The following is a 17804-nucleotide window of genomic DNA, read 5'->3' on the forward strand; positions in this document are numbered from 1 at the left end:
CATCCTGCTTACCGGCTGTTCGGTGCCGGCTGACCGCACTTTGCACAGTCGAGCTCGGCCCCAACACCCAAGCGTGTGAGCGCCAACCTTGAGCCGAACATCCAGACTGAAGTGAAGCCGCCACAATTGGGCGCGGCATAGGAGCGGCTTTATAGATTGTAATCGGTCATATTCAAACGCATCGACGTCAAGCCAACGCCTGAGAGTTCTGTCCATTCATCGACTTCAAAGCCGGCGCCACCAATATTGTAGTTCTCTAAGGCCTCGTCATAACTGAAGTGACTGTTACCAGTCAGCGCAGCACTGTAAGCTGCAACCGCGCCATAAACACGTCCCGAATTCCCACCGCCCGTCAAGGTCACCACCGCATTCGGTGCATAAACTGCTGCGGCCAAATAGCCATTGCCACTAATCGCGATAGACTGCCCACCTTCAGTTGTATGGATACCAAAGACCAACAACTGGCCCGGAACTTGGCTTTCGTTTAGTATGCCATTTCCAGAAATGGAAACATTGCCTTTAGCATAGATTTTGACTGTGGCCCCGCTCGCAATCTCGACACCGGATTTACCAGAAAAACTGATATCACCATCAACAACGATACGTGCATCATCCGTAATCCGTAGGATCTTCTTGCCCGACATCGACCAAGAGTTTAATTGATAATCTCCCCCCGCAATCGTGCCTGAACTCGGAATTGAAGTAGAGGGTGCATTTAACGAAGGTGCACTTATATCTGGGAATTGCGCGTAGAAGTCGGTTGTCACACGTCCCGCATCCACCACACCTGGATTAGAGTAGCTAGTAATTGCACCATTAGGCCCAACATTCGGCAGCGCCCCACCGGTAGCCACGTAGCCGTAGATATCTGCATTCCCAATATCGATCGCATCGCTCTCTACCGATATGGTCGCCACCGTAATTTCGGAATTCCGATTTCTCCAACTATAAGCACCCTCTCCTGAGTCGTAACTATCAAAGGTTACATTATTCCCCTTCAACACGATGCCTTGCTTTGAATTGAACCCATTGATAAATGGATAGAAACCACTGGATAAGCTCGCGTGGACCTGCTTACTAATCGCACCCGAAACGCGCCCACTAGCTTCGCCCTCACTAAATATTTCAGGGCTAGAACCAGTCGGGTTGAGGATCACAACCTTGATCACGCCCTCGAGATTCCCCCCGAGATCATAAGAACCAAAACTCTGAGCCCAATAACTACGCCCCTGTGCATCTGTACCAGTAGTCCAACCAGTATGATCATTCTTGCCAAGTGCATGCAAGGCTCGGTCGACCCCACCTTCGGCTAGATTAAAGCTAGCTCCCAGCAAGTATGAACCTGCTGAGACTCGAAACTCAGTGGTCGCCATGTAAAGATAACTTCCCATCAAAGTCATGACCACGAAGCAAAAAATCATCGCAGAGATCAGCGCCGAACCACGATCGCGCGAGCCATGGGAAGTATGCATAACATGTCTCATAATTAATTTCCTATTTTGTAACAGGCCGATTTCTCATCATAAATCGCGCCGAGATGATGTAGTCCGTAGCCTCAGACCGTGAAACGGTGCGTACCATTTCAGCATCCACTTGTACGCTTTTAACAGAAAGTATCAGAGACTCCGTAGCATGATCTAATGGCTGCCCAAGTGGATCAAAGAAGCCAAACGTAAACTGCTCCACCCCATCGAGTAGAATCTCGTTCGAACTAACCTGATTGAGTTTATCTCGCACGATTCGGCTAAATATGCCATAATCAACATCAAAGATGTATTGCACCGAACCACCATCGTAATACGCATCATCGGGCACCTCTATAATGATATCATACTGAGATGCACTCGTGACATCGCTAGCCGAACGAACATCACGCGCAAAATACTCTAATGCTTTACGACTCTCTCGACTCATTTCTGTATACGCAGCGACACCAGTTGTTCCAGATGCAAACACAACAAATGTGCTCACCATCGATGCCATCACCATTCCAAGCAAACCGGTGGAGACGATTAACTCTACCAGAGAAAAACCACGACGGCCGACTGATATTAAACTCTTTCTGCTAATTTTCATATTGTCCGATAGTAGTAATCATTCACACCTCCCTCGGCGAAAAATGTAACGTATTCGAGCGTAACATCCCCACCTCGCCTATTTTCATAACTCACAGTAACTACCACTCGACGTAGGCCCTCTTCCTCATTCTCAATGCGACGTGTGACTTGATACATGTCGTAAGCACTGGTATCAAATTGAGTATCTACCGCCACCTTCACCGAAGATGGCAATGCCACCAATTCTACCCAAGAAAGCGTGCGCAGCGTCTCAACCTCACTTTGAAGAATCTGTGAAATACGCGTATAATCACGTGAATCACGTAAAATATCAAAACCGCGACGCACTCCAGATAGCCCACCAGCGATTACTAATGTAAATATACCAAGCGATACAATCACCTCCGTAAGTGTGACTCCCTGTTTACTTTTCAAGCGTGTGCCTCTCATATAGGCTATAAGCCTCAATTATACCCAGGAATCAAACATAAAGCCTTACAGCATAGCCATTTAACAACATTTTAGCACTAACATTATTATCAGTGACTACCACTAAATTAGCGTTAAAAGCCCCCGAAACCGCTTAAGTGCTTACTAGGCCAGACACCTCAGTAGATCTGGGACAGAGCTTTTAACGATTCTGGATTGCCCCACCCGCAGCTGCCGCTGAAGCTGCGAGCATGACAACTTTGAAACTACTCTCTTGGAATGTAAACGGCCTGCGCGCGGTTCTGAAAAAAGGCTTTCTTGATTTTCTCGCTAGCGAACAACCAGATGTGCTCTGCCTACAGGAAACTAAGATCTCTGATGACTTAGTCGACGGCTTTAGCTTCGAAGGCTACCCTTATGTTTATTGGAACTGCGCTACAAAGAAGGGCTACTCCGGCACCGCGATTCTATCAAAGATCGAACCGCTCTCGGTGCAATTTGGGCTCGGCATCGAGAAACATGACAACGAGGGACGCGTCATTACGGCGGAGTTTGACGATTACTATTTGGTAACCGTCTATACGCCCAACTCTCAGAATCACGATGAGAACAAGCGCCCGCGCCGACTCGACTACCGCACTACGGAATGGGATGTCGACTTTCTCGCCTTTGTGAAGAACCTGGAACAGAGCAAGCCAGTCGTATTCTGCGGCGACCTGAATGTCGCCCACACAGAGATCGACTTGGCAAACCCAAAGACTAACCGCAAGAACGCGGGCTTCACCGACGAAGAGCGCGCACGTTTCGACGCGATCCTGGAAGCAGGCTTTATTGACAGCTTTCGCCAAGTGTATCCGGACACTCCTGAGCGCTACAGCTGGTGGTCTTACCGGGCCGGCGCGCGCAAGCGCAATGTCGGGTGGCGCATCGATTACTTCTGCGTATCCGAGGCGCTCAGCGAGCGCATCACCCAAGTCGACATTCTCGACCAAGTGATCGGCTCCGATCACTGCCCCGTCTTACTTGAATTGAGCTAATCTTCCAACCAACACTCGCGCCATGTTTACCGACCAGCCCGCAGACTCCATTTACGCACTTGGCGAAGTAAAGTTGATCCACGCCATCGGTGAGTGGTTGGGCGATGTTTCGCCCCCTAGCCCCACAGGCATGGGCGATGATTGCGCCCTGATCGACACCTCACAGGTCGATCGCCAACTGTTGACCACTGATAGCGTCAGCTACGGCCGTCACTTTGACGATACGGTGACGGCCCGCGCGGCAGGTGAGAAACTAATCAAGCGTAACTTGAGCGACATCGCCGCAATGGGAGGCTACCCTGGCCCCGCCTTGCTCAACTTACTCTGCGCACCGAACCTACGAGTCGACTGGTTACAGGAGTTTATACTTGGCATACGCCAGAGCTGCACGCGCTACCAGGTGCCCATCGTCGGTGGTGATATCGGCACCTTACCAGAGGGGCAGTTCACCGCCTCGCTGAGTCAGACGGGCTACATGCGCAGCCAAGCGATCTTACGAAGCGGCGCCCAAGCAGGCGACACGCTCTACGTCACAGGCACACTCGGTGGCAGTATTTACCATAAGCACTACAGCTTCGAACCACGGCTCGCCGAAGGTCAGTGGCTGGCGCAATCCGGTCAATGCACCGCGATGATGGATATCACCGACGGCATTGCCAAAGACTTAAATGCGCTAATTCCTGCAAACTGCGCTGCCCACATCAAACTGCCTGCACTGCCCTTATCCCCAGATGCTCATCGCCGCGCAAGTGCCACCGGCCGCTCCGCCATTGAACACGCATTTTGCGATGGCGAGGACTACGAGCTCTTGCTCTGCCTGCGAGCCAACTGCAAGACGGCCGAGTTTGAAGCAAGTTGGCAGCAACGCTTCCCCGAGACCCCGCTCACGCGCATTGGCCGACTAGAGACACTCACTGGTGAGGCACGTTATATCGATGCAGACAGCAAAGAAGCCTTGCCATGGGTAAAAGGTTTTGAGCATTTGACCGAACAATGATCGATTTATTGGAACAACTACGTAGTGGCATTCGCTCGCAAACAGCCAGCGAGACTGAAGCGCTTGCGAGGCATGTGGCTAGCTTACTGCCAGCGGATTCAGTGATCGCGCTGCATGGTGATCTGGGCGCGGGTAAGACAACCTTCGTTCGCGGGTTGGCCCGTGCTTGGGACATTCAAGAGGCCGTCACCAGCCCGACCTACAACCTCTACACGATCTATCAAGGCAGCCGCCAACTCATTCATTTGGACGCCTATCGACTCGAATCCGGCGCCGACCTTGACGCCCTGATGATTGAAGATTTCCTCAAATCGCCTTGGTGCTTCGCAGTGGAATGGCCCGAACGTATCCCCGACGCCCTGCCAGAAGAGACTTGGCACCTATATCTGACCATCAACGAGGACCAAAGCCACCAGATCCGCTTGCGAGACTCGCACTGAAATCAGCCTCGCAGCGCTTTTCGTGCTCTGGAAAATACTGACTTCACGGCCCGCGCACTTTGCTCTGGGCCAAAGCGCAGCGCTTGTAGCTCTGCCACTACCGGCGACTGAATGCCTTCAATTTTTAATTTGCTTAAGTAGCGACCAGCCTGCCGGCGTACAGGATCGAGCGCCTTGGGCCGTCGTAGCAGACGATGAATGAAACCCAGCAGTGTATAACGCACACGCCAAATCGCCACCACTGCAACTCCCAATGCTAATAGGACGATCAATGGCTGCAAGCGCCCAAGATCCAATGGAGCCGCCACCCATGATTTAATCGCGAGGCCCCACTCACTCAGCCGCTGCTTCAAGGCGGCGTAATAATCGAGCAAGACATCCTTCAAAGTCATCGCCAGTTCAACCTGATCCTGCTGCTCAAAATTCACGATTCGGCGATACCATTGAATACGCAAGCTATCCACCCAAGCCGACCAACCGGAGTCAAAGGTCATGCTCCCCTGCACCAGCATTTCTGGATCACTGGAACCGTGGCCTGGCGTGGGATCGACTCGCAGCCAACTCTGATTTTCGGCATCGTAGATCTCGACCCATGCGTGTGCATCACGATTCCTCACTACGAAATAATCTTCCAAAGTATTCCAAGAGCCTCCGGCATAGCCGACGACCATACGTGCCGCATAGCCCGCCTCGCGCGCCAGCAAGATAAATGAGCCGGCAAACAACTCGCAGTGCCCCAGACTGCCGCTGCTCAACCAAGAAACGACGGGGTCCTGCCCGGTGCGACGCTCACCGTCAGGCATCAATGAATAAGCAAAATTCTGCCAAAGGTAATTCGTTACGGCACGGCTATAATCCACCGCACTCAGCGGCGTCTCGCCCACTAAGCCACGATTGATCTCGTGCAATGCAGCTTTGGATTCAGCGGGCATATCCAGCTCAATCGTCGTCAAAGGATAGGCGAGTAGTTCATCCTCTTCGACCTCTAGGGGCAATGAGTCTAAGACCTCCCGCTCACCCTCTCCAACAGGGACTCGCAGATTGAATTGTAGATCTTCGACTTGATAGGAAAATACGTTTTGCCCGACGGAATCGAGCCCCAGCACCCGCACATCGGGCACCCACTCGATTTCCTGAAGCTTCTGGAAGCGTAGCGCCACAAAATCTCCCGGCAGCGGTAAGTAGCGGCTAATTCCCCCTTCCATGTAGAAGGTCCACAGATCCCCTTGATGCTGCGAAAACGGCATGACGGACAATCGTAATTCTCGTCGCTCAGCAAAGGTTCGAAACGGCTTAGCCCGTAGGCTATGCGAAATACGGAAGCGTCCTTCGGCGTATTTATCCAGCACCAGCATCCGCCAATAAGGAACCGCGCTCACGACATCCATATCAGGCACGTCAATGCGCAGCGCGACACTATTATCTTCCTGTATCTCGCTCACATCACCGAGCGCCACTTCTTCGCTAAAACCGGACCGCGCCTGCGTGCTCAGTTCGAGAAAAGGGAGCGCCCGGTTGAAATCAAAGCGCGGGGTCAGGATAAATAACAAGCTAGAGACCGCAACCACCAGCACGAACATAGCCGAGCACAAGACAATGATCCGCAAGTCCAGCACCTGCCACACGCGGCGTATAAATTGCGACCATTCGAAGGATGTCCAATCGATCACATGGGGGCCTGCCTCCTTGCCACGATCGACCAAACAAATCACAAACAGCAGCGCCATCGCCAGTGGTGCAAACAGTAATATCTGCAAGGCAAACAGCAAAGAAACCGTCAGAGCACCTGAGATGACCACACAAAAGAGGCAAAGCAAAATCACTTGTTTGTCTTCGCGCAGATTGCGCGGCGCCAGCACGCGATAAATGACCAACATGACCACCATCCGCACCAAAGGTGGGATAAACTCAGGAATGTGGAGCAAGAAATCGCCCACAATCATTAGCAAGATCACCGGCCCGGCCCAGCGCCAAACCACCGCCGGAATGCCGGCCACCCAACGCGGGAAACAAAACGCTACCGCAGCGGTGAGCCCACCCAGAACGAGGATCGGCATGCTCCCAACATCCAAGGAAAACAACGACCAGAAGGAAAGCATCGCTAGCAATGCCCCCATCAGTTGTTTTAGCTCGTGCAGCTCTTCTGTGCTAAGCCTCGCCTGCTTGCTCCCCATTGACATGAATAGATACCCCGCTCTCCCCGCACGGCCGAAAGGAAATTAAATTACGTCGCTGCTGATCGGCCCCCGCCTCAGTCATCACTAAATGAGGCGCGTATTCGAGCCGCGCGAGCTGATCAAAAAATGCATGCACTTCACGTAAGCCGCGCACGGCCACCGCTTCATCGCCCACACTGACCGTCTCTAAGCGCCCAGCGTGAAAGAGGTCTTCCGCCAGGGCACAGGCGGTAGAGCACAATGTCTCAACTTGCTCTGCATTCCAATCGCGATCGGGCACATCGACGCGGACATGAAATCCACTCTGCCCCTCCTGCGCCAATTGGCGAACCATCAGTCGGTTCATACGCGCGGTGGCCTTCCAATGAATCAAACGCGGTGGATCGCCGGCCTCGTAGTTGCGCACATTGAGCAAATCATTGCCCGCACCTGCCTGACGTCGCGACACCCCAGTCTGGTGCCGTCGCCCATCTACGGTTGGGGCGAAACTATAATCCACACGTGTCGGCCACACCCAAATGGTCTCCTCCGTCAGCGCGCTCAAGCCTTTCAGCAAAAAACCAAATGGAAAGTGCGATTCTACCCCGTGCAAGCGCACCATAAACGGACCTCGCTTTTCGGGCACAAAGGTCCACTCCAACGAGGCGGACGCGCCCGCGGAAATGGAGCGTGCCAAATACAAGGACTGTCCCGCAGGATCAGCCGTGCTGCTCACCCGAAAGACCACACTCATCGACGGAAAGAGCTGTTTCTCGTTTTTTAAGGCGACCTCCGCCATCCCAACCTCCCCCACCTGCAGATGCTCGGGCGCCGCCAGGCTCCAGTTTAGTTTGCGAAAATTGACCTGCGCTAAAATGCCACTCAAGACCAAGCTACTCAGCAGTAGCGAAAGCGTCATAAATAAGATATTGCTAGATGTATTATACGCGGCTGAACCGATGCCCAGCGCGACGATAATTAACATCCAGCCCGTCAAAGTCAGCTTGGTGCGCTGTAATTGCTTAGGCAAAATCTGCCGCATGAACAAGGGCAGGATGCGACGTTCCTGCTGGCGCCCCTCCATAAAAAAATCAGGGTCTGTCCAGTCGTGCCAGCGTGACACCTCTATGTGCGAATCAGTCATCTGCTCACTTAGACAGGCTCCTTAACGCGCGTTTCCAACTGCGTTAACAAAGCCTCAACCGAACGCCGCTCTTCCATCGGGTCCGACATTGATTTACGCAGCGCTAAGCGATGCGAAAATACAGGATGCAACATACGCTGCACATCTTCCGGCAGCACAAAAGCGCGCCCTTGCGAAAGCGCACAGGCTTGAGCCGCAATCTTAAGCGAAAGCGTGCCACGCGGGCTCACGCCTGAGCGAAAATCAACCTGCTGACGCGTCGCCGCAGCCAGACGCACGATGTATTCGGCGACCGTATCTTCCACATAGACTCGTCGCGTATATTCCTGCAGCTCCATTACTTCAACGCGCGAGACCACTGGCGTCGCTTCAAGGTGATCATAGTGTAAATGCCCACCTTTCAAAATATCCAGTTCGTATTCAAATTCCGGATAGCCCATTTCCATCCGCATCAAAAAGCGATCCATCTGACTCTCGGGCAGCGGAAAGGTGCCCTCATAATCGACTGGGTTTTGAGTCGCAATCACCATAAAAGGCGGCGGCACAGTGTAAGTTTGCCCATCCACCGAAAGTTTCCCCCGTCCCATCACTTCCAATAAACTGGATTGTGTCTTAGGCGTCGTACGGTTAATTTCATCAGCCAAGACTATGTTGGCAAAGATTGGTCCGCGCTTGAACTGAAAATCTTTCGACTTTTCATCGTAGATAGAGACCCCAATAATATCTGAGGGCAGCATATCGCTGGTAAACTGTATCCGCGAAAAGGAGCAATCAATCGAACGGGCCAAGCAATAAGCTAAGGTCGTCTTCCCCAGACCAGGTAAATCCTCGATTAGCAAGTGCCCACCCGCTAATAAACAGATCAATGTGCGATCGACCGCTTCGGTTTTTCCGCGAATGGTGCGTTCAATATTCTTTCGCAACCGATCGACCGTTTCAAGGGCTCGTGGCGCAGGGATCACTGGGGCATCTGACATAATGTAAAAATTAGGTAATATCCATTTATAAGACAATCTATAGAAAGCATTTCGGGGTCAACCTCCTTAGTTAACCAACGATCAGCCAAACCAAAATACTCACTAAAAACCCTCGACAGATACACAGGCCCAAAACACAGTTTATGGCAACTTCTTATCCACTTTATGCGCGCATGAAAACCGTTTATATCATCGAAGACGAGGAAATCTTGCGGGATTTACTTTCCACATTTATCGCGACCACCTATCCCGATCTGGAGCTACTTGGCATGACAGGCGATGGTGGTGAGGGCATCGAAAAATGCATCGAACTCGCGCCCGACCTCGTGATCGTCGACATTCAACTGCCCGAAGTCAATGGGCTCGAAATTCTACACCGGCTTAAGTCCAATTTTCCTAAAATCAAAATACTCATATTTTCCGGTAAAACGACTTATCAGAGCGTTAAGATTGCAGTCAACGGCAAGGCCGACGGCTTTATTAACAAAATTTCAGGCATCGAAGAGCTAGAGCAAGCAATCAACGCCGTATCCAAGGGCGAGGAATTTTTCAGCCCCGATATCCGCGACGAAGTGGCTCGCATTCGCGCCGAGCCTCCTGGTCGTTCACGTCCGCCTTTTGCTCGCTGAGCCCCCCAAAAAAAACAGCACAAGCACTCAACTACCACACACTGCCAGAATGCAGCCTTCACGCCTGAATCACGCGTGAATCACCATTGCTGCTTGGACTAAAGTTGCATTACAGTCACCTAAGTGTCACATAAAGCAGTGAAACAATTCTTCCCATCCGACGATCCATTGATAACTTTTGCACGAATTCCCAAGAAATGAAACAATCCAGACTGCTAAAATCCACCCACCGAAACAGCGGCTTCAGCTTGCTCGAAATCCTCATTGCGATCGCGCTCGTCGCCCTACTCGCGAGTGTGGCGCTCAACCAGTTGACAGGTATTTTCGGCGACAATCAAGAGGAGGCCGCACGACTATTTGTAACCAGCAACTCGGAACTAGCCCTAACCCGCTACCGCTTGGATGTGGGTAACTTCCCCACCACCGAGCAGGGCCTAAGTGCGCTAATCAAAGCTCCCGCGGACAAAGCACAGCGCTGGAAGGGCCCTTATATTAAACAAGAACCCGTCGACCCATGGGGCCAGCCCTATCAATACCGCTTTCCCGGCAGCCGCAACGTCAGCGGCAGCCGTAGCTATGACATCTGGTCACTCGGTGCAGACGGCGTAGAGAGCGGGGATGATATTGGAAACTGGAGCAGCCAGTAATTCACCCACCAGCCGCCGTATTCCCAAGGGGCACCGCTCGCGAGCAGGCTTCAGTCTGCTTGAGATCATTTTGGTCTTTGCCTTAATCGCGCTCGCATCGAGTGTGATTATTGCGAACTTCACCACTTTTCTCAATTTCGACGACCGGATCGATCCCGAGGACACGCTGCGCGCGGCCATCCGCTCCGCCCGCTTTCAGGCTGCCAGCGAACGCATTCCGGCCAGTCTCAGTTTCGACAAAGAAAGCGGCTCTTTACGAATCAGTAACGGCGAACAATTCCCGCTCAGTCCCGAATTTAAAAACGGCGATGGTGAAATCCGCTTTTACTTAGTGCCTCCTGCCAAGGGCATGGCCCCCTTTCCGGATGCCAGCCGCAGCCAACTCGAAACCAAAGAAGTGAGTTTCGCCCCCGACCGTAGCTCCAGCCCCTTCGCTGCCGAAATCGACAGCGGCAGCGGCAGTCCCGAGCGCATCATTTTCGACCCATTTTCCAGCTTAGTCAGGAGTCCGAAGTGAAAGCCATGAGCGCAAAACGAAGCCTCCCCAAAGTTGGGGTCCCGCCTTTAGCCAGCTGCATAGGAGTCGCCAAAGAGGCGCGACCGCCAAAAGGCGAAACTCCAAGTCCAGAGCATCGCCCCACTCATTTCCGACTGCCCACTCGCGGCGCAGCCGCGCCCCTCGCGCCCCACTCGCGCCACAGCCGCGCCGCCTTCACGCTAGTCGAAGTGCTGATCGCGGTCGCCATCTTTGCCATGACGAGCACCGTCTTGATGTCGGCCTTTGTGAATGCACTACTCGCCCGGGAGAGCGCAGCCAATTACGATCTGTTCAATGCCGACATTCGCGCCGTGCGCATGCAGCTACTACTCGAGCCCAGCCTCGATGACGCCGAAGACGGCGGCGATTACGAAAGCTTCCACTGCGGCGATGCTTCTTGGGAAGCCCAAATCGCTCCCACCAACGTAGTCGATCTATTTCAAGTGCAGCTCCACATTCGCTTTAGCGATCCCCCCGAAGGCCTGCCCAGCGACTACAGCGAAATGCTCTATTTGCTGCGCCCCACTTGGTCGGAAAGCGACGAGCGCTCCGACTTACTACAAGACAAACGCGAAGCACTCGAAGACAGCCGTGGAGGATTCAATTTCTGATGCACTCACTGTCGCCACAGTCCACCCACCGCTTGCCCCAACACAGCAAGCTCCGCGCCAGCACCTCTGCCTTCACGCTGCTCGAAGTGATCCTCGCGGTCACCATCGCCGGCGCCCTATTGGCCGCAGCAGCGACCTTACTCGTTTCCGTCACCGACGTGTGGATGGAGCGCCAAGACCGCCATTTTTTTGAAGATCATGTCGATGGAGTCGCCGAATTCCTACAAGCGAGCCTGTCCTCCGCCGGAACAGAAATCGCAATCAACAACGAATCCGGTGACAACTCCACAACGACTGAAGAGACCGATCCTACCGAACAGACTCAGAACCCCACCCCGGAGGCCACCACGCCCAATAATCAAGACGCGAGCGACAACGACGAAGACAACGAAGAAACAGGCAGCACTGCAAACACAGGCGGCGGGCTGATCAGTGTCGCCGAAGATCCGATCGACTGGGCCCAGCCACCAGGCTTCGCCGAATATCAAGATCCTCTCTTACACTTCCGACTCAAAGACACCCCCCCGCTACTGATCCAAACCGACAACGCGCCCATCGTGGGCATAGAGGTCTACCTTTATTTCAAAGACAACGAAGGCCTCAGCTTGCTCTGGTATACCCCACTGCAAGAAGATTCCGAAGACATCAGCGACCTGCGCCGCACACCGCTCAGCGATCTAATTACCAAGGTCGAATACGTCTACTGGGACGAGAGCTTCGAAAAATGGGAGACCGAAACCGAGCCTCAAGAAGGCGATGGCGAAGAACAATTCATCCTCCCCCGCTTCCTAAAACTTACTTTCGAGTACGAAGGTGAAACAAAAGAGCGCAGCATCACGATACCCGTCCCTTCAAGGAGTGTATTACTTTTTTAAAAATGGATTTAACCAAGCATCAGCGTAAGGGCTTCACTTATGAAGACCGCAGTCGGGTGGCCCGCCATGGCCGCACGCCCTTGCCATCTGCCTCCAAGTCCAAAATTCACACTTCGGACCACCAGCGCGGCAGCGTGCTAGTCGCCGTGCTCGCGATCACACTACTGCTCTCCTTCATCATCACCCGCTTCATCGACGAAGCGATCGAAGACCTCGAATATCGCGCTATTTTCAACGAGCCAGCCGACGTACGCTCCTTCAGCTACAGTATGTTGGAAGTCGCGCTAGCCTCCATTCAGGAAGTCGCCCTCATCGACGACGGCAAGCTCTTCGCCCCTGAACAAGGCTGGGCCGATCCGATCGAGTATGCAGGCATCACTGTGCCCAATGGCTGGCAAGTCGACATCCAGATCCAAGACGAAAGCGGCAAGCTCCCGATCAACACCATGAGTGAAGAAATGCTCAATCGCATGCTGGAAGAGAGCTTCGACTTTGATTTCGGCACCGCCCGTGAACTGAGCAGCATGCTGCTCGACTGGATCGACGAAAACGATGGCCGCCGACTCAACGGGGCAGAGTCGGAAGACTACTTACGACGCGATCCTCCCTACCGCGCAGCCAACGCCCCCTTGCAAAGCCTGGAAGAATTACGATTGATCGAAATCTGGGAAGATGAATTTTTCGACGAAGACGGACAGCCCAACGAACTCTTTGCCCAACTCGACAGCATGGTATCCGTGCTACACACAGGAGCCACCAACCTCAACAGCAGCCCCCAATCCGTGCTGGAACTGCTTGCCCTTCAAGACGGCTACGATGAAGATCATCTCTTCGATGGTCTCGATGACTTGCCCTACCTACAGCAAGTGCCCGACTCCGCTAACAGCGAGAACAGCGGTGTCGAAGTCAGCCTACTACGCGTCACTGTTAACCTTTGGCGAGGGCAAGTCCCCTTCAGCCTAAGCGCCCTGGTTGAACCCAATTTCAGCACAGAAGAAGGCGACGCAGGCAGCAGCAGCGCTAGCGTCCCCGGCAGCGATTCCTCCGACGCGCCCAAGACCGGCGCCACCAGCGAACAGGACGCCATCACATACCCATTCACTATTTTGCAAGTATCCGAATACAGCCAAGGACGCCCAAGTAGTCCACCCGCGCGCTATTCGGCACTAGACATCGAGGAAGAAAGCGGTTCATTTTGAGCCCGAACACACCAGCCGTGAGCAACCCGACCAACATAGCCCCCGAAAACGAGCCCACTTCACAGCCAGACGTACTCTTGCTGCCTGCGGAGTATTTCTTCGTCGAAACGGTCGAAGTGCCCCCGGCACTCGCAGCCAATGAGCTCGCCGACTTTGCAGAGCTCAGCATGGAGGCCATCGCCCCCTTCCCGCTGGAACAATTACGCTGGGGCTTTTTAACTGCTCCCGACGGTCAAAGCCTATTAATCTACGCCGCGGTTAACGAACGACTCAAGCGCGCTGGCTACAGCGAACTCGAAAACTACACCTGGGTGCTGCCCGACTTCGCCACACTCTACGGCGCTCGTTTTAATAGCGACACCCAAGTCCGACTCCAAGGCGAGTCCTACGACACTACCTTCCACTGGCCCAGCGGCGAATCCATGCCCGAGCAGATCCGCAGCCTGCCCCCAAGCCTGTCCCCGGGCGATGCGACACCGGTCACGTCTCCCCCCGACTCCTCCGACAGCCAAACCATTCAGCTACGCGCTTTACCCGTCGAGATCTCTGAAAACGGCCAGCCCACTTTTCAATTTGAAACGATCGGGAACGCGCCCAGCAACGGTCACTGGTCTCCACTCACACCCGACGAGCACGTGCTCTGGCAAGCCGACATTCGCCCGGCCGATTACAAGACGCAAGAACGCAGCGCCCGTCGCACCACCGCACTCATCACCCGCATCTTAGGCTACGCCGCGCTCTTTGCACTTTTCCTCATCTTACTTGAGGGCCTCTTGTTTGCAGGACAATTTTGGCTCGGCACCCGCCAGGCAAAAATTGACCGCCAAGCCAGCAGTGTGCGCCGGGTCGAAGACACCCAAAGCCTGATGAACAAGCTGGAGCAGGTCGCACAAAACGAGCTGCGTCCCATCGCCATCCTGCGAGCCGCCAATAATATCCGCACCGCCCTCGGCACCACAGGGATCGAATACGACGAAACTATTATTGAAGGTAACAACCGCATCACAATCGAAGGCAAGGCTAACACAATCAATGAGCTCAACGCCTATACCGACGCACTGCGCAAGTCTGGCACCTTCGAATTGGTCGATCCCCCAAAATCGCTCAAACGCGCAGGACAAACCAAAGTCACCTTCTCCGTTTCCCTGGACTACACGCATCGCGAGTTTCAACCAGAGCCCGAATCAGAGCCCGAACCAGAGCCTCGCATAGCTCCCACTCCGCCGCGGCCCACAAGTAGCGTTAGCGATGCACCAAGCGTTAGCGAGCCCCAGCGAATCGGTGCCAAGACGATCCCGCTCCCTAAAACCACGCTGCCAGCCATACAAGCGAAAGGCGACCAGTAATGAGTACACTCAAGCAAAGCACCCGTCGCTTCTATAAGCGCATGAGCCTGCGAGAAAAATTACTCTCGCTCAGTTTCATTTTAGTCATCCTCTTTATCTGGAGCAACAACTGGCTCGGCCGCATGTCCGATTGGAATGCCCAGCGTAAACTCTCCACCATCGAGCTCACCACCCAACAGGAATGGCTCGATCGCAGCGACTTCTTTGCCGAGGGCCTTGCGACCGCACTGGAACGTGTCGACCCCTCAAAAACCTACGATGCAGCACAACTCTCTGGGCGCGTCGATAGTCTGACACGCCAGATTGGCCTCTCGGGGCAGGCCGACATCGACTCCGTCCGCACCCGTGAAGGCGAAATCTTTAACGACCACAACCTGCGCGTGCGCCTCAAAAGCATTTCCATCGCTCAACTGATCCGGCTCAACGACCTTATCAAGCAAGAGACCCCCTACATCAATTTACAGAATGTCCGTATTCAAAAAAACCAGCGCAACCCCGAGCAACTCGATGTGCGCTATGAAATCAACTCTTTCGATCTAAAAGACTCCAACCTGCAATGATCCGCTTCTCCATCCTAAGCCTCAGCCTCAGCGCCTGCATCGCGCTTGCCTCTTTTTCCCACGCGCAAGAGACAAACTCCCCCGCGTCCTCAAGCCGTAACAGCACCGCCGAGCTCGTGGCTCCCTCCATCCCCGCGGAGCCCGCGCTCAAAGAGCCCGAAGCCATGATCGGCGAGTTAATACTCGTCGAAGACAGCGCCGACCAAGTGCTCACCCTGCTGGAGCAAATGACCGATAAGATCATCCTACGCCGTCAAGACCTGCCCGCGTCAAAGTTCACCTTCAACTCCCGCGGCGAACTGACTAAACGCGAAGCCGTGCTCGCGATCGAAAGCTTGCTCACGCTCAACGGCATCATGCTCACCGACATGGGCGGCCGCTTCATGAAAGCTGTCCCCGCGACCAACGTGAATACCCACGTGCCGCAAATGCTGGCAGGCAGCACCCTCTCACTCGATCCCAGTCAGCAAATCTACGCCAAACTCTTTAAACTCGATTACCTCAACGCTACTGAGGGTGCCGCTCCTCTGGTACAAAATCTGATTTCACAAAACTCTAGCATCCTCCCCTTCCCAAAATCTAACGCACTGCTAATCTCCGATGCCCTAATCAACCTACAGCGCATCGAGACCATCCTCAACGAAGCCGACACCCCACAACTCGTCCGTGAACAAATCAAGTTCGTCAAACTCGACTACGTGCAAGCCTCCGAGATGCAAGACCGCCTGGAGAACCTCATCCAAGGCCCGCTCAATAGCTACCTCGAAGGCAATACCAGCGTTACCGCCGATGAACGCACCAATCAACTCATCCTCATCACTCATCCTGGAAACCTCGATGTGATTATGAACGTCATCGAGAGCGTCGATGTCGATGCCGCCCCACTGACTGGTAGCGAAGTCTTCCAACTCCGCCAAGCCAAAGCCGAAGAGGTGGTCCCCATCATCGAAGACATCATTTCCGGACAAGAAGAAGGCCGTGAAGAAGACGCCAAAGTCGCCCGTGAGAACGAACGCAGCAACGGCCAGCGCACGAACAACACCGGCAACAACAATAATAACGAGAACAATGGTAACAACAACACGCCACCAGTCCCCGCGACTGCGGTAGCCAGTAGCGGTGGCACCGAAGCTAACAGCTCGCTCCAATTCTCAAATTTTGTCGGCCTCTCCGCCGACGAGCGCACCAACTCGATCGTCGCTTACGGCACACAGCAAGACCTCAAAACACTCCGCGAGTTGATCGAGAAAATCGATATTCCACTACCACAAGTGCTGATCGAAGCAGTGATCACCCAAGTCACACTCAGTGAAACACAAAGCAGCGGCTTGAGTAGCATCGGTTTCACCTACAATGGCTCCACTAATTTCTTTACTGATATCTCAGCAGGCACAGTGGACGGGCTCTCCTTTACCGACGGCACCATCAGCCTCGACGATCCTTCAAACTTCTCGCTAGGCGCCGCAATCACACCCACCAATGGCGACAGCGACACACGTGTGCTCTCCGCCCCACGCATCGTGGTCAGCCACAACGAAGAGGGCATCATCAACGTGAGCAAATCACAACCGATCATCACTGGCAGCACAAATTACAATGATAGCACCTCCACCAGTAGCACAGTCGAATACCGCGACATCGGTATCAAACTTACCGTCACCCCACTCATAGGAGCCGACGGCACTGTTCAAATGGTGATTGAACAAACGGTTGAAAACGTCGTCGATTCCGTCACCATCGATGGAAATGATCAGCCTGTCATCGGTGTGCGCGAAGCCACTTCCACCATCAGCGTCAAAGATGGGCAGATCGTCGTCTTAGGCGGCTTGCAAGAAAACACGGGCACCGACAACAACAACTATTTCCCGCTAGTCAGGCGCATCCCTCTAATCAGAAACATACTAGGCAACACCAGCGAAAATCATGACCGCACCGAGATCATCATCTTCATCCGCCCAACAGTTCTAGAAAACCCAGACAAAGCAGATCAGGTATCGAAAAACTACATCGAAGGAGCCTCCGAAACCGAAGTCATTAAACAATATATCGAGACCAGCACCACTTCAGACATTTATCTGAAAGGCAGTAAGTTCGAAGAAAAGACGCCCAAAGAGGAAAGCTCAACAAACAGCAGTAAACCTCGCTCACTACGCCGCTAAACG

General features: G+C 53.6%; 18 protein-coding genes. 12 read left to right on the forward strand and 6 right to left on the reverse strand.

The window, feature by feature from the left end; translation table 11 throughout:
* Positions 1-149: 149 nt before the first annotated feature.
* The 3 genes from QEH52_RS07770 to QEH52_RS07780 are packed head-to-tail and all read right to left on the reverse strand — an operon-like array spanning position 150 to position 2492.
* Positions 150-1472 carry a DUF7305 domain-containing protein gene (locus QEH52_RS07770; RefSeq protein WP_308949537.1) on the reverse strand — a complete coding sequence of 441 codons (1323 nt, stop codon included), beginning with the start codon at positions 1470-1472 and terminating at the stop codon, positions 150-152.
* A 22-nt stretch (positions 1473-1494) separates the two neighbouring features.
* Positions 1495-2076: a PilW family protein gene (locus QEH52_RS07775; protein WP_308949538.1), complete on the reverse strand. Its 582-nt coding sequence runs from the start codon at positions 2074-2076 to the stop codon at positions 1495-1497.
* Positions 2073-2492: a type IV pilus modification PilV family protein gene (locus tag QEH52_RS07780; RefSeq protein ID WP_308949539.1), complete on the reverse strand. Its 420-nt coding sequence runs from the start codon at positions 2490-2492 to the stop codon at positions 2073-2075. Before QEH52_RS07780 ends, QEH52_RS07775 begins: the two co-directional genes overlap by 4 nt.
* A 254-nt stretch (positions 2493-2746) precedes the next feature.
* Here QEH52_RS07780 and QEH52_RS07785 point away from each other — a divergent pair, with 254 nt between their 5' ends.
* The 3 genes from QEH52_RS07785 to tsaE are packed head-to-tail and all read left to right on the forward strand — an operon-like array spanning position 2747 to position 4960.
* Positions 2747-3523, forward strand: a complete 777-nt coding sequence (locus QEH52_RS07785) for an exodeoxyribonuclease III (protein ID WP_345785455.1) — start codon at positions 2747-2749, stop codon at positions 3521-3523.
* A gap of 22 nt (positions 3524-3545) precedes the next feature.
* Positions 3546-4520: a thiamine-phosphate kinase gene (locus QEH52_RS07790; RefSeq protein WP_308949541.1), complete on the forward strand. Its 975-nt coding sequence runs from the start codon at positions 3546-3548 to the stop codon at positions 4518-4520.
* Positions 4517-4960: a tRNA (adenosine(37)-N6)-threonylcarbamoyltransferase complex ATPase subunit type 1 TsaE gene (gene tsaE / locus QEH52_RS07795; protein WP_308949542.1), complete on the forward strand. Its 444-nt coding sequence runs from the start codon at positions 4517-4519 to the stop codon at positions 4958-4960. The genes QEH52_RS07790 and tsaE overlap by 4 nt, the downstream gene beginning before the upstream one ends.
* Before the next feature lie 2 nt (positions 4961-4962).
* Here tsaE and QEH52_RS07800 read toward each other — a convergent pair whose 3' ends face one another.
* From QEH52_RS07800 to QEH52_RS07810, 3 genes are read right to left on the reverse strand one after another with little or no spacing between them, the layout of a single operon-like run.
* Positions 4963-7140, reverse strand: a complete 2178-nt coding sequence (locus QEH52_RS07800; protein WP_308949543.1) for a transglutaminase TgpA family protein — start codon at positions 7138-7140, stop codon at positions 4963-4965.
* Positions 7109-8260: a DUF58 domain-containing protein gene (locus QEH52_RS07805; RefSeq protein WP_308949544.1), complete on the reverse strand. Its 1152-nt coding sequence runs from the start codon at positions 8258-8260 to the stop codon at positions 7109-7111. Before QEH52_RS07805 ends, QEH52_RS07800 begins: the two co-directional genes overlap by 32 nt.
* 8 nt (positions 8261-8268) lie before the next feature.
* Positions 8269-9237: an AAA family ATPase gene (locus tag QEH52_RS07810; protein WP_308949545.1), complete on the reverse strand. Its 969-nt coding sequence runs from the start codon at positions 9235-9237 to the stop codon at positions 8269-8271.
* A 143-nt stretch (positions 9238-9380) separates the two neighbouring features.
* Here QEH52_RS07810 and QEH52_RS07815 point away from each other — a divergent pair, with 143 nt between their 5' ends.
* The 9 genes from QEH52_RS07815 (at position 9381) to QEH52_RS07855 (ending at position 17801) form a co-directional block, all read left to right on the forward strand.
* A complete protein-coding gene (locus tag QEH52_RS07815) occupies positions 9381-9866 on the forward strand; it encodes a response regulator (protein WP_308949546.1) in 486 nt (161 codons plus the stop codon).
* Between the two features lie 197 nt (positions 9867-10063).
* Positions 10064-10513, forward strand: a complete 450-nt coding sequence (gspG, locus tag QEH52_RS07820) for a type II secretion system major pseudopilin GspG (RefSeq protein WP_308949547.1) — start codon at positions 10064-10066, stop codon at positions 10511-10513.
* The gene (locus tag QEH52_RS07825; protein WP_308949548.1) at positions 10485-11030 is read left to right on the forward strand and encodes a pilus assembly FimT family protein; all 546 of its coding nucleotides are present in this window, start codon (positions 10485-10487) and stop codon (positions 11028-11030) included. The genes gspG and QEH52_RS07825 overlap by 29 nt, the downstream gene beginning before the upstream one ends.
* 5 nt (positions 11031-11035) lie before the next feature.
* The gene (locus tag QEH52_RS07830) at positions 11036-11662 is read left to right on the forward strand and encodes a PulJ/GspJ family protein (RefSeq protein WP_308949549.1); all 627 of its coding nucleotides are present in this window, start codon (positions 11036-11038) and stop codon (positions 11660-11662) included.
* Positions 11662-12537, forward strand: a complete 876-nt coding sequence (locus QEH52_RS07835; RefSeq protein WP_308949551.1) for a hypothetical protein — start codon at positions 11662-11664, stop codon at positions 12535-12537. Before QEH52_RS07830 ends, QEH52_RS07835 begins: the two co-directional genes overlap by 1 nt.
* A 2-nt stretch (positions 12538-12539) precedes the next feature.
* On the forward strand, positions 12540-13736 hold the full coding sequence (locus QEH52_RS07840) for a type II secretion system minor pseudopilin (protein WP_308949552.1): 1197 nt from the start codon (positions 12540-12542) through the stop codon (positions 13734-13736).
* Complete coding sequence (locus QEH52_RS07845; RefSeq protein WP_308949553.1) at positions 13733-15082, forward strand: hypothetical protein; 1350 nt, start codon at positions 13733-13735, stop codon at positions 15080-15082. The genes QEH52_RS07840 and QEH52_RS07845 overlap by 4 nt, the downstream gene beginning before the upstream one ends.
* Positions 15082-15642 carry a hypothetical protein gene (locus QEH52_RS07850; RefSeq protein ID WP_308949554.1) on the forward strand — a complete coding sequence of 187 codons (561 nt, stop codon included), beginning with the start codon at positions 15082-15084 and terminating at the stop codon, positions 15640-15642. The genes QEH52_RS07845 and QEH52_RS07850 overlap by 1 nt, the downstream gene beginning before the upstream one ends.
* Positions 15639-17801, forward strand: a complete 2163-nt coding sequence (locus QEH52_RS07855; protein WP_308949555.1) for a secretin N-terminal domain-containing protein — start codon at positions 15639-15641, stop codon at positions 17799-17801. Before QEH52_RS07850 ends, QEH52_RS07855 begins: the two co-directional genes overlap by 4 nt.
* Positions 17802-17804 lie beyond the last annotated feature (3 nt).

The sequence above is a fragment of the Thalassobacterium maritimum genome (genome assembly GCF_031127805.1).
Classification (GTDB): domain Bacteria; phylum Verrucomicrobiota; class Verrucomicrobiia; order Opitutales; family Coraliomargaritaceae; genus Thalassobacterium; species Thalassobacterium maritimum.

Bases quoted from the DNA above. Each gene is read 5' to 3' on its own strand.
- QEH52_RS07835 (WP_308949551.1), top strand. From the start codon at position 11,662: ATGCACTCACTGTCGCCACAGTCCACCCACCGCTTGCCCCAACACAGC.
- QEH52_RS07810 (WP_308949545.1), bottom strand. From the start codon at position 9,237: ATGTCAGATGCCCCAGTGATCCCTGCGCCACGAGCCCTTGAAACGGTC.
- QEH52_RS07830 (WP_308949549.1), top strand. From the start codon at position 11,036: ATGAGCGCAAAACGAAGCCTCCCCAAAGTTGGGGTCCCGCCTTTAGCC.
- QEH52_RS07855 (WP_308949555.1), top strand. From the start codon at position 15,639: ATGATCCGCTTCTCCATCCTAAGCCTCAGCCTCAGCGCCTGCATCGCG.
- QEH52_RS07775 (WP_308949538.1), bottom strand. From the start codon at position 2,076: ATGAAAATTAGCAGAAAGAGTTTAATATCAGTCGGCCGTCGTGGTTTT.
- QEH52_RS07800 (WP_308949543.1), bottom strand. From the start codon at position 7,140: ATGTCAATGGGGAGCAAGCAGGCGAGGCTTAGCACAGAAGAGCTGCAC.
- QEH52_RS07825 (WP_308949548.1), top strand. From the start codon at position 10,485: ATGATATTGGAAACTGGAGCAGCCAGTAATTCACCCACCAGCCGCCGT.
- QEH52_RS07805 (WP_308949544.1), bottom strand. From the start codon at position 8,260: ATGACTGATTCGCACATAGAGGTGTCACGCTGGCACGACTGGACAGAC.
- QEH52_RS07815 (WP_308949546.1), top strand. From the start codon at position 9,381: ATGGCAACTTCTTATCCACTTTATGCGCGCATGAAAACCGTTTATATC.
- QEH52_RS07770 (WP_308949537.1), bottom strand. From the start codon at position 1,472: ATGCATACTTCCCATGGCTCGCGCGATCGTGGTTCGGCGCTGATCTCT.
- QEH52_RS07850 (WP_308949554.1), top strand. From the start codon at position 15,082: ATGAGTACACTCAAGCAAAGCACCCGTCGCTTCTATAAGCGCATGAGC.
- tsaE (WP_308949542.1), top strand. From the start codon at position 4,517: ATGATCGATTTATTGGAACAACTACGTAGTGGCATTCGCTCGCAAACA.
- QEH52_RS07840 (WP_308949552.1), top strand. From the start codon at position 12,540: ATGGATTTAACCAAGCATCAGCGTAAGGGCTTCACTTATGAAGACCGC.
- QEH52_RS07790 (WP_308949541.1), top strand. From the start codon at position 3,546: ATGTTTACCGACCAGCCCGCAGACTCCATTTACGCACTTGGCGAAGTA.
- gspG (WP_308949547.1), top strand. From the start codon at position 10,064: ATGAAACAATCCAGACTGCTAAAATCCACCCACCGAAACAGCGGCTTC.